This window comes from Bradyrhizobium sp. Ken51 (assembly GCF_055807435.1).
The window spans coordinates 1-9,823 of record NZ_JBVVPB010000071.1; the positions used below are offsets into that span (position 1 = coordinate 1).

At 58.5% G+C, this 9,823-nt stretch carries 11 protein-coding genes; 7 read left to right on the top strand and 4 right to left on the bottom strand.

The genetic code is table 11. The features are described from left to right. Positions 1–210 precede the first annotated feature (210 nt). Complete coding sequence (locus tag AC0L27_RS40225; protein WP_473323565.1) at positions 211–456, bottom strand: hypothetical protein; 246 nt, start codon at positions 454–456, stop codon at positions 211–213. Between the two features lie 799 nt (positions 457–1,255). On the opposite strand from AC0L27_RS40225, the gene AC0L27_RS40230 reads away from it, so the two are divergent. From AC0L27_RS40230 to AC0L27_RS40250, 5 genes are all read left to right on the top strand, one after another. Then, positions 1,256–1,432, top strand: coding sequence for a hypothetical protein (locus tag AC0L27_RS40230; RefSeq protein WP_473284876.1), 177 nt, complete (start codon positions 1,256–1,258; stop codon positions 1,430–1,432). A gap of 310 nt (positions 1,433–1,742) precedes the next feature. Continuing rightward, a complete protein-coding gene (locus tag AC0L27_RS40235; protein WP_473323581.1) occupies positions 1,743–2,216 on the top strand; it encodes an ATP-dependent DNA ligase in 474 nt (157 codons plus the stop codon). Further along, positions 2,131–2,403 carry a hypothetical protein gene (locus AC0L27_RS40240; protein ID WP_473323583.1) on the top strand — a complete coding sequence of 91 codons (273 nt, stop codon included), beginning with the start codon at positions 2,131–2,133 and terminating at the stop codon, positions 2,401–2,403. Before AC0L27_RS40235 ends, AC0L27_RS40240 begins: the two co-directional genes overlap by 86 nt. 60 nt (positions 2,404–2,463) lie before the next feature. Beyond that, positions 2,464–2,595: an ATP dependent DNA ligase gene (locus AC0L27_RS40245; RefSeq protein ID WP_473323567.1), complete on the top strand. Its 132-nt coding sequence runs from the start codon at positions 2,464–2,466 to the stop codon at positions 2,593–2,595. Between the two features lie 185 nt (positions 2,596–2,780). Further along, entirely contained in the window at positions 2,781–2,957 is a 177-nt protein-coding gene (locus AC0L27_RS40250) for a DUF3606 domain-containing protein (RefSeq protein ID WP_473323569.1), read from the top strand. A 132-nt stretch (positions 2,958–3,089) separates the two neighbouring features. Here AC0L27_RS40250 and AC0L27_RS40255 read toward each other — a convergent pair whose 3' ends face one another. Together AC0L27_RS40255 and AC0L27_RS40260 are read right to left on the bottom strand one after the other, a co-directional pair. Further along, the gene (locus tag AC0L27_RS40255) at positions 3,090–4,955 is read right to left on the bottom strand and encodes an ATP-binding protein (protein ID WP_473323571.1); all 1,866 of its coding nucleotides are present in this window, start codon (positions 4,953–4,955) and stop codon (positions 3,090–3,092) included. Positions 4,956–4,968: 13 nt separating this feature from the next. Continuing rightward, the gene (locus AC0L27_RS40260; protein WP_473323573.1) at positions 4,969–6,309 is read right to left on the bottom strand and encodes a carbohydrate porin; all 1,341 of its coding nucleotides are present in this window, start codon (positions 6,307–6,309) and stop codon (positions 4,969–4,971) included. Positions 6,310–6,657: 348 nt separating this feature from the next. On the opposite strand from AC0L27_RS40260, the gene AC0L27_RS40265 reads away from it, so the two are divergent. Both AC0L27_RS40265 and AC0L27_RS40270 read left to right on the top strand, forming a co-directional pair. Further along, entirely contained in the window at positions 6,658–7,305 is a 648-nt protein-coding gene (locus AC0L27_RS40265; protein ID WP_473323575.1) for a response regulator transcription factor, read from the top strand. Positions 7,306–7,423: 118 nt separating this feature from the next. Then, entirely contained in the window at positions 7,424–7,795 is a 372-nt protein-coding gene (locus AC0L27_RS40270) for a response regulator transcription factor (RefSeq protein WP_473323577.1), read from the top strand. A gap of 392 nt (positions 7,796–8,187) precedes the next feature. Here the strand turns inward: AC0L27_RS40270 and AC0L27_RS40275 are convergent, their stop codons facing one another. After that, positions 8,188–9,594 (bottom strand): tyrosine-type recombinase/integrase, encoded by a 1,407-nt coding sequence (locus AC0L27_RS40275; protein WP_473323579.1) that lies wholly within the window; start codon positions 9,592–9,594, stop codon positions 8,188–8,190. Positions 9,595–9,823 lie beyond the last annotated feature (229 nt).

The window sequence follows — 9,823 nt, forward strand, 5'->3', positions numbered from 1 at the left end:
ACCGCTTGCAAGCAACGGATCGCGCCCTGCATTAGCGTAGCTCCTGCGTAACAGCGCAATTCATTTGAGTTTCGCTCGGTGTGGCATGTTGGGCTGGACTCGGCTCATCAACTTGAGAGCTTGGCGAAGATCGTCCGGGCAGAAGGCAAGGACTGCGGGCCTAACAAAGGCGGTCGAACACCGTAGAAGGAGTGTTGTGCTGAGGGACGCCTAGGCCCCGCGCCAGACGTGCAACACGCCTTCGCGAAAGCCGCCGACGAAATGATCTGACACGTCAGCTGGTAGCATTTGGCTGAGGTCATCGAACGAGCCGCTCACCATGGTGGCCAGCTCGTGTGCAGAAGCGTGCTCCGCCGACCGGCGGCCCAACTCCAAACCACGTTGCCGCTCAGCTCGGAAATCGAGCGCATGCGCTCGCAGGTAAGCCGCCAGCGCAAGGAAATTCTCCAGCTTCAACGGGCCGGGTTATCGACCGCCTCGGCTGAGACCTTGCTTCAAAGGATGCTGAGTAAGGTTGATGACCTGTGCGCTGAGCGAGACGGGCAAGTGCGGGCGGCTAGGAAGGCCTGACCTATGCGTCCGGCAAGCCGATAAGGGGCACTCCGGCAAACCGAAGGATGTGATGGATAACCTTCGGTGGTTTCCTGCGCCGTGGGTGATGGTGGAGGAGGGGCAATGTTTCCGCGTAAAGGACGCAAACGGCTTTTCCGTCTGCTCGGTGCCCCACCGCGAAGACCTTCACCAGCGCCCGTACCAATACGCGGAGCAATTCCTCACCCGTGACGAGGCGAGGCGGATCGGAAAGGCAATCTCCCGGCTGCCGGAGCTTTTGAAGAGGCCCCAGTACTGAGAGCGTTCCTCCTGAAGAACGCTCTATGGCGGCCTTACTCTTTGTCCTCGGTCCAAGTCTGCGCGCCGCACTCGCACTTGAACATGCGAACGATTTTACCGTTTTGCGGGTTTAACATTTTCAACACGGAGCGGGGCTTTCTGCCACACTCAGCGCAGGGCTTCGCCGGGGTAGGGTCGAAACTCGAAAAGACTTCGTTCTTAAATTCGCGATCCACTGCTATCACCATGCCTTGAGCGACTCTAGGTACCCCGCCCCCGCGCTCAGGTTCTTTCACCCAAGTTAAGCTGAGCCGGCGTCGGAGGCGTAGCCCCGGCCAAGGGACGGCATCTGACGGGAAATGTGATCGGACTGCCGCGCCTGAGCGTTTCGAGGTTTCGAAAGACCACGCTTACAGGTTAGTCAATGTCAGACCGCGATAGCGCTCACCATGACGCCGCCATTCAGTATTTGGCCTGGGCTGTCGAAGAGATTCAAAAATCAGGTAATGAAGAAGCCGCTCGCCACGCTCGGGCTGCGTTGAAGGCGCTTGAAGAAGGCTACTCCACTGCCGGATCTTCTGAAGAGGTCCCAGTGGACTAAGGGCGTTCCGCTGGAAGAACGCTGCGTCACACCGCGTTCGCTAACCGTTCGGCGGCCGTTCTCGTTGACGTTGAAAATACAACCTGGAATCGCGATTGCGGTTGTATGAGAGACCGCGGGGGAACACCGCGTGGGCTTCGCTGTGGAGAGTCGTGAATAAGGTAGGTAGACTGCCCCGCCGTCGGCTCCCAACAACCGACGGCGGGCTTTTTGTGAGTTGCGTGAGTGGCAAAGCGTACCAAGGCACCGGCCAAGAAGCCGCGAGCTTTCCATGCCGGGCTTTATCAGCCCCCAGCTTGCGACCCTGAAGATGAAGGCTCCTTCGGGGGCTCAGTGGATTCACGAAGTCAAATATGACGGCTACCGCATCCAGCTCCACATCGACGGCGACGACCTGAAGGCCTTCACCCGCAATGGCCATAACTGGGTCAACCGGTTCTCGGTCATTGCCGGCGCCTTCGACATCCCAGGTCAAGCTATCGTGGACGGTGAGGTCGTGGTCATTCATGAGGGACGAACCAACTTCTCCGAACTTCAGGCGGACCTCGGTAGAGGCGACCAGGACCGCCTCGTTTTCTTCGCCTTCGATCTCCTGTGGCTGGACGGCGTAGACCTCCGCAAACATGCGCAGCTTGCCCGCAAGGAGCTGCTGAAGCAGCTGATAGATGAGAACGGGCTGGAAGCACCCATTTTCTACAGTGAGCATCATGGAGGGGGACGGGCAGGCGCTGTTCGAAGCGGCCAGCAAGCTCAACTACGAAGGCATCGTCTCCAATCGGGTTGATGCGCCGTACCGTTCGGACCGGGTCGAGGCTTGGCAGAAGATCAAGACGGTGCAGCGCGAAAAATTCCCCGTTGTTGGTTTCGTCAAGGACCCGTCCGGCGTCGCCGCTCTCTACCTCGGCAAGCACGATGGCAAAGAGCTGCGGTACATGGGGAAGGTCGGGACGGGCTGGAGCCGGACCAAGTAGGCGGAGATCCGCAAGGCCCTCGATACCGTCGTCAGTCCGAAGCAGAAGCTCACCAAGCCCGTGAAGAAACCGAAGGCCACATGGGTCGAGCCCATGTTCTACGCCGACATTGAATACCGGGACATCACCTCGGAAGGCCTGCTCCGGGCCAGTTCATTCAAGGGGCTGAGCAAAGGAACGCGGCGATCCTGACGGCGTTTTCTCCACGAGTGAGTGGAGTACCGGCATGCCGGATCGCGTAACCCGAGCGGTAAAAGAAGCCCAAGCCATCCTGGCTCGCTATGTCGAGCCCGGCCCGCGGGACTGCCAGAATACAATCAATGACCTGCTGGCCGTTCTAGACGATGAACGGCTTGTCCAGGCGATGGAGGAGGAAGATGAGCGACAGTCTCACCAAACGGGACCAGCGCGACCGCAGCAAGATCAACATGCATGAAGACTTCGAGGTTAAGTATTGGACCAAGCAGCTTGGTGTCTCGAAGGACGATTTGCAGAAGGCCGTCGACAAGGTAGGCAATTCGGCCGCCGCGGTTCGCAAAGAATTGGCGGCGTAACGTATGCTTGTTGTCGTTGGAGCAAGGTCCGCGCGGTTTTTCAGGCCATGACCATTCCAACTGTCCCATCTGCTTTGGCTTAGGCTTGGTCTGCCAAAACCACCGCGTTCGGTGTATGGCTTCCGTTTTGGGTCAACCGACCAAGGGAAGCTTGATCCGGAACGTCGCGCCTCCGTGATTTTCGGCCGAGATGAACCCGTTATGCGCCTCGACAATGGTGCGCGCGATGGACAACCCCATTCCCATGCCTTCCGCCTTGCTGGTGTAAAACGGCTCGAAAACCTGCTTCAATTTGTCCTCAGGAATGCCGGGTCCGCGATCTGACACGGACAGCTCGGCAAACTTCTCAACGCGCGAAGTCCGAATACTGATGCTGCGATGTTCAAGCGGCGTATCCTTCATCGCCTCGATGCCATTCACTACAAGGTTTAGTACAACCTGTTGAAGTTGGATGCGGTCGCCGAGGATCGGAAGTGCATTTTGCGTAGTTAGGCTGGTCAATTCGATCCGTCGTGCGATGGCCACTGCGGAAAGAAAATCTACGGTATCCCGCACAACATCGTTGAGGTCCAATTCTATCGGCTCGAAGGGGGCCTTTTTCATCAGGCTTCGCAATCTTCGAATGACTTCGCTGGCCCGCTGATCATCCCGCAGAATATCGCCCAAGATTTCGCCTAGTTCGCCCAGGTCCGGATTGGGCGATTTGAGTATCGCCTGTGCCGTTTCGGTGTTCGTCAGAATGGACCCTAGCGGCTGATTTATTTCATGGGCTATCGACGCGGTAAGTTCGCCAGCGGTTGAGAAGCGGTTGACGTGGGCGAGTTCTTTCATTCTCTGCCGCGCTTGCACCTCCGCCAACCGACGCTGACGATGTGCATTGAGCAGGGCCAAGATTAACCCAGCTTGCGCGAGAAGAACGGCAGCTATCAGCACAATTTGCGAGGAATAACGCTGCCATGCAGTTTGCTCCCGAAACAGGATTTCGCTCCCCGGCGGCAAGCGGCTCCCGCTGATGTTCCAGCGCTGAAGTAGTCGCCAATCGTATTTCGGTCCTGAAAATCCGATTGGATTGATGCCGCTGATCTTCTCGCCTCCCAACATGCGCACGGCAACAGCAGACATTGGTTGAGCGCCCTCAGCCGGTGAAAACATGGGGCCGCCAACGACCTGACCGACAAAATAAGACTGATCGAACGAAAAAATGGGAGCGTTGGCGACTTCATAGATGCGCCTCAATGGCTCCTTGTCTCCATAGACAGCACCTGCACCGTCGACCGCTAGCTGCTGATAAAAAAGTGCAGTGTGCGGTGGCAAAGTCGCAACTGCTTTCAGTATGTCCGCTAGCGGCTGCTCGCCGTAAAAGATTAATTCAACGTTGTTTTTCTTCAGCAGTGGACCGACTATCCGTTGGTTCTCGCCAGCCCAAAAGCGCTCACTGGGGGAGCTTCCGAGGATGATCGCGATGGCTTTTGTCTCCGGCAACAGCCGCAAAATGTTCTCAAAAGCCGCGACTTGATCGAATCGCACCCCGGCCAAGGCGTCCCGCTCCGACAACATGGATGGCTCAACCCGCCGCACCTCAACTGCCGCAAGCAGCATCGGCGTTGTCGGATAGAAGTTTGGCCTGTGCTGCTGGACGAAGAGGGCAGCGGGTGCACCTAGAGCGACAATCAAATCCGGCGGCCGTTGAGCATAGAGCGCCTTAAGATACTCAACAAATTTCGCATCGGCGGCGTCGTCCCCGTCCAGCGCCGTGACGAGCGAGTGTTCCTGAATGTTCAGCGGCCAAGGCGATTGTTTGTTGAGTTCTCTCTGTATTTCCCTGCTCCATGCGGCTCCCTGCTCAAAATTCGGACCGAATGTATGAAGCAGCAAAATCTTTTTCGGTTGGCCGGCAATCTGGCCAGACAGGATTTGGGCGGTTGTGCTCCCCATCGACACGACAAGCACGACAACGGCAGCGACCCACACGCAAACGCGCCGCTTTAGCGAGGTCATCGCGATGGTCGCCTCACCAGTACATCGTCGCATTGGCTAACACGTTGAGGGCGCTCCCGGTCTGCGGCGTATAGACTACCGGCGTGGGGTGATTGGTGTACCCGAGCCCGATGCCCACGCGGATGCCGGGCGCAATGGGTGCATAATAGGCTGCAGTTACCGAAAAATTGCCGGTATGCGCGAGCTGGCCGCCTCGCACGGCGGCATCGACCAGATAGTGGCTGAAGACATTGCGGGAGACAACCAAGGATACCATATCGCCCGGCCGGGAGGGCAGCAGACCTATGCCATAGAGGCGTGCCTCATAATACTCGCTGACGCGATTGAATTCCGGCGGAGCGTACATCGCGGTGAGACCAGCGTACCATCCCCTTGCCGCCTGACCTTCGACTGGAGCAAGTTGGACAAATTGTCGATCCGCCAGAAGATAGGCTGCGTAATTCCCGGCATTCCGACCGCCGAATTCGAAATCGACATACCTGCTGGTGTTGATGATGGCTGCGGCACGCGCCCAGGTCGCAAGCTGGCCGGGAGCGGCCTCCTTGCGATAGCCAACCTCGTTGATCGCGAGAAATCCACTGTTCGGCGTAGACCAGTCCAGGCCGGTCGGGTTAGCGGTCTTCTCGGCGAAGGGGCCATCCGGGCTGCTCGCCACCTGCACACCGAACTTGTCATATAGCCCATCCGGGCCGTTGACTTTGATGTTGATCGCCGGTTTCGCCCAGGCCCAGGCGCTTAGACCCGCCGCGACCGGAATTTGTCCGCTCGGTCCAAAGATGCTGGACGACAAATTGCCTGCCAGAAATGGTCCCCAATACTCAACGACATTGGCCAAATATCCAAGCTTCAATTCCACCTGCCGGTTCAGGAAGGTTTGATAATAGCTGAGTGTCGCGAGGCTAAATGCGTTCGGCCCGGCCGGTGCCCAGGTGTCGTAATTGTAGATGCCGCCAACCGCGATCTGACCGTCGGAAATCCCGGATCTGCCGAGGTCGTAAGTCATCTGCATCACGTTATTCGTGAAGAAGGTTGGCTTCTGACCATTGTAGACCTGCTGGCCGAACGTGCTCTGTTCTGCGGGCAGCATGTTGTCGTAAAAGTTGTTGTTGGTGTAGCCGACGTAGCCGATCCCGAGTGCCGCGAGACTTGATCGGATGCCGGCGAAATCGGGGTCGATGGTATCCTGCGGTCCGGGCAGTGCTACGATGAGCCCCTTGATCCGGAGCGACTGGAAATCAATCTTTGGCGCGACTGGCGCGGGGCCGAATGCGGTGTCTTCTGTCAGCTCCGCAGCATGACAAGTCGCTTGCAGAAGGAAGCCAGCACAAATCGATAATGCGAACGCCTTCAACATGCAGTCCCAATCGCAACGCGAGGTGCACTGTCAGGCTGGCACGGCTAGCAGACCTCATCAAGAGATGATGAGCTTTTGCGACCGCGTCGCGTACCGTCATCACCTTCTAACGACTACCGGAACATGCATCACCATTTGGTACCGATCCCGCAACGCAACCCAGAAAATGCCCGGGTGAAATATCTTGAGAGGGTGTTGTCGCGCGGTCCCCCCACAAACCCTGACCTCAGAAGGACCCCGGGCCCACCGATGGCGGAGGGCGTATGTCGCCAGCGCCGCCCACAAATTCATGATGCTCAGGTTGCACTTCCTTGCTAGCATCGTTCTACGGGCGGAGAGGACAGGTACGTGCCGGGTCTCGTGCATATTGTTGACGACGATGCGTCCTTTCTGACGGCGATGGAACGTCATTTGAAGCACGCCGGTTACGAGGTCGCCGTCTATGCGTCAGCACAGACCTTGCTGGACCGGCTACCGAGCGACAGTTTTCCAAGCTGCATCCTCCTCGACGTACGGATACCCAGCGTAGACGGTCCGGCGCTGCAAAAGCGTTTAAAAAAACTCGGCTCGACAGTGCCGATCATATTCGTCAGCGGTCATGTCGATATTCCGGTCACGGTGCGCGCCTTGAAGGAGGGCGCGGAGGATTTCCTGACAAAGCCGGTAACGTCCGACGATCTTCTTGCGGCAATTGAACGGGCGTTCGCACGCCACCGAGCCTTCCGCGAGCAACAGACCAAACTGGATGCCGTTCACGCCCGCATCGGAAAGTTGACGCCGCGCGAGCGGCAGGTTTTTGAACTCATCGTTGCCGGTAACACTAATAAGCAGATCAGTAGGATCTTGGGAGCGAGCGAGCGGACGATCAAGGCTCATCGCCACGGGGTCATGGAGAAAATGCAGGTTCGGACATTGGCCGAACTCGTTTCGGTTGCCGAGCGAGTTGGAGTTTTAAGTGGTATCCACGATAGCCAACAGACGGCTTCATTGTCCTAAAGGACAGTACGTCGGGGACCCGACATAACATATGTTAAGTCGTCAGAGAGCTGCCAGCGGCTAATGATCGGTGGCCGATAGACCGTTGCGCTCCCGCCCATCATTGGAGCCGCATTCTGTGGGCAGAGCCGACCCTGTTTTGGTCGTCGATGACGACCCCTCGATGTTGCGAAGCATCGAGCGACTGCTGGCACAGTTCGGCTACGCCAGCGTGCTATTTCCGTCTGCAGAAGCCTTTGCAGAATACCGTGATTTCGACAGCGCGCTCTACGTCCTTCTCGATATCAACTTAGGCAATGCGTCAGGCATCGAGTTGAGGCACCGTCTCAAAGCGGCTGGCAAGTCGGTGCCCGTCATCTTCATGACCGGGAAAGATAGCCCTTCGTTTCGCGAGGCCGCCCTTCGATCCGGCTGTCTCGCCTATCTCACAAAGCCGTTTTCCGCGAAATCGCTGATCGAGCCTCTCACGAGCATCGACAGACTTTCATAGGCTCTGTAGCAGTTGGCTCGTTGCCATCCCATCGCCAGCATCATCCCGACGGACGAGACGCACGTCCTGATAGGCTTTCGCAGAGGACGCCCGTGGTGCGCGTCTGTCCGTCGCGCATGCAATGACGCACCCGACCTTTGAACGCACCAGCGCGCGTCTCTAACTACAGCGCAGGGCGGAGCCAGGGTGCAAGCACCAGATGCAGGGCCCCGCATCGCAATGTTATGCACAGCTAAAGGTCGCCCAGCGGATCGCGACACAAATGACGACACTCAAGACTTATTGCATTGTTTATAAAGGCTTTTTGCGCGTGAACATTTCATGCGCAGGGGATGGCCTAGTTCGCACGGCAGGCGTGCCGGCCTAACGCTCATCGAGATGACCCCACTCGGTCACGCGGCAAGCCGCGGCCCCTCCTGGCCGGAGGTCTTCGTGACCGGGGTCCCGATGATTCGCCGCAGCTCGGTGGCGATTCCGTCCAGCACCGCACGCTTTTCTTTCATCCGCTTACTGTGGTTGTAGACCTTGCCCGTGACGGTCGGCACGATGGTGTCGACCTTCTTTGTCACCGCGTGGTCAAGGCATTTGGCAATAGCAGCATCATCAAAGCCGAGATCGCCCGCCAACGCCGCCGCCGTCCGCCGCAGATCGTGCGGCGTGAACGGCTTCAGGCCCAACAACTCACAGAGGCCGGCGGTTTTGGTCTTATCTTTGTTCGTTTCGTGCTTGGTGCCGCGTAGCGCGTCGGCCATTGCCTTGCGGTGGATCGGCTGGCCCTTGTACAAGGGGCTCTCAAACACGAACTGCTGTTCTGCGGACGCCAGCGCCTCCTTGATGATTTCAACCGCCAGATCGGACAGCGGCTGCTGGATCACCCGTCGCTTCTTCACCCGTTTGAGGGGCACGTCGAAACGCGGGTTGTCGCCATTGAGGTCGAATAGCTCATCCCGGTGCGCACTGAGCAGCTCGCGCGAGCGGAGCATGGTGACCAGCTCGAACTTGAGCGCCAGCCGGATCCGCCGATCCCAGGGAAGGTCGTCGCGGTCCAGACCGTGCCAGAAGATCCTGATCTCGTCCTCCGACAAGACGCGGGTGCGCGGGTGTTCCGGGTCGAGCTTCGGCAGGTTGACGCAAGGGCTAGCGGTCACATAATCGCGGCCAGCTTCAGCCGCCCAGTTGAACAGGCCCGACGCGGCCTTGCGCATGTGACGTGCGTTGCTGACCGAGGGCTTGCCGAACTTCCCCGCGACGATGTCGTTCGAGAGTGTCGCGATGTCGTGCTTCGTGACGTCTCTCGCGAGTGTTTTGCCAAGCCTCGCACCGAGAAACCGGCGCAGGTGGCTCGCCGTATTTTCCCAAGCCTCCAGCCGGGGCCGCATCTCGCCGTCCGGCTTACGGACCCGCGTCTTCATCCAGTCGATCCGCTCCTCAATGATCTCGGCAACTGTCTTGCCGCGCTTTGCCGCTTTGGCCTTCTGGTCCCGGAAACTCTCGGCGAGGGCGTTGGCCCCCAATCCCTTCAGGCCGTAGACCCTGCTGCGGGCGTCCTCGACGGTGAAGGTCTCCGGATTGTAGACGCCGAGCCAGCCGGTGCGCTGCTTCCCGGTCTGCCGGTCGGTGAACTTGCACGAGAAGGTTGCTGCGCCAGCCGCAGTGATGCTGACATAGAGACCAGGGCACTTGCGGTCGTAGAGCTTGGTCCGCTTGGCCATCCGCTTTTCGCATAGGCGGTCGGTCAGGATGACGCTGCTGTTGCGGCCGCGCTTGCCGGCGGAGGAGGGAGCAATGCTACTATCCATGTGGTTCGGCTCCTAAGGCTTGGGACCAAAGGGCTCGGCTTTGAGACTCTCAGCTTGTCGTGCGGACCGCCGGAAGGCTTAGGGCCTGGCCCTTATTCTGGTGAAGCCCGCTGAAACAGCCTGCATCAGGGTAGTCGAAAAGCGCTTATTTTAAAGTCTTTTGTTAGTTTCGGCGTGTTTCACCGAATGCCAAAATATAGACGTGTGGTCCTGGCCGTCGTTGCTACGG